The 888-nt window shown below is 42.8% G+C and carries 2 protein-coding genes; both read left to right on the top strand.

Features of this window, described 5'->3' with window-relative positions; all coding sequences use genetic code 11:
* Window positions 1-152: 152 nt before the first annotated feature.
* A complete protein-coding gene (locus tag B7C60_RS13110; protein ID WP_099612051.1) occupies window positions 153-410 on the top strand; it encodes a type II toxin-antitoxin system Phd/YefM family antitoxin in 258 nt (85 codons plus the stop codon).
* Complete coding sequence (locus B7C60_RS13105; RefSeq protein ID WP_011080278.1) at window positions 398-700, top strand: type II toxin-antitoxin system RelE/ParE family toxin; 303 nt, start codon at window positions 398-400, stop codon at window positions 698-700. The genes B7C60_RS13110 and B7C60_RS13105 overlap by 13 nt, the downstream gene beginning before the upstream one ends.
* The last annotated feature ends 188 nt before the right edge of the window (window positions 701-888 follow it).

The following is an 888-nucleotide window of genomic DNA, read 5'->3' as shown; positions in this document are numbered from 1 at the left end:
TTGGTTTGGTTGGCATTTGAGGTTAAGGCTGGCTAGTTTTAGTACAGTTATTTGCGTTGCCTGCCCCTTAATGCGGCGTTAGCCGTCATGGAGCTTGCTATACTCAAAGTGATAGAATAGTATCACTTTAGTATTCCTTTGGAGCAGCTCTCATGAAAGTAGAACTAGTTACATCACTCAAACGCCAAGCAACAAAGATCCTTGCCGATCTCCACGACACTAAAGAACCAGTGTTAATTACCGAACATGGTAAGCCATCGGCATATCTGGTTGATGTTGATGATTACGAGTTTATGCAAAATCGTTTAGCTATTCTTGAGGGGATTGCGCGAGGTGAACGTGCATTAGCTGACTGTAAAGTGGTGAGTCACGATGAAGCCAAGGACAGAATGTCAAAATGGCTGAAATAATCTGGACTGAGCCAGCGCTATCCGATCTCAATGATATCGCTGAATACATCGCACTTGAAAATATCGTAGCTGCAAAACAATTGGTTCAAGCGATCTTTTCTAAAGTCGAGCGCTTAGAGGCTTTCCCTGAATCGGGTCGCATTCCGCCTGAACTAGAACATCTAAGTTATCGTGAAGTTGTAGTTAATCCGTGCCGTATTTTCTATAAACAAGACGGCGACAAAGTATTTATTCTGTTTGTTATGCGTGCTGAGAGAGACTTGCGTAAGTTCCTATTGAGCAAGCAATAACCTTTGGGAATGAACGGCTAACAAACTGTTTAAGAGTGATTCGCAACGCGTGGCATTTTCACCATGCGTTGGCTTAAGTGATTAAGGTGGTATGCGGGAGTTTCGGCATTGCGTTGCTCACACCTTAACAGGGCGTTATGTAACCGTAAAGAAAAAAGACCACAATGCATTGAAAAGTAGATGTTTTT

This window comes from Vibrio fujianensis (assembly GCF_002749895.1).
Classification (GTDB): domain Bacteria; phylum Pseudomonadota; class Gammaproteobacteria; order Enterobacterales; family Vibrionaceae; genus Vibrio; species Vibrio fujianensis.
The sequence above is the reverse complement of the archived record's forward strand: the minus strand, read 5'-3'. Positions and strand labels throughout refer to the sequence as shown.

Coding starts and splice junctions, on each gene's coding strand:
- B7C60_RS13110 (WP_099612051.1), top strand. CDS start 153: ATGAAAGTAGAACTAGTTACATCACTCAAACGCCAAGCAACAAAGATC.
- B7C60_RS13105 (WP_011080278.1), top strand. CDS start 398: ATGGCTGAAATAATCTGGACTGAGCCAGCGCTATCCGATCTCAATGAT.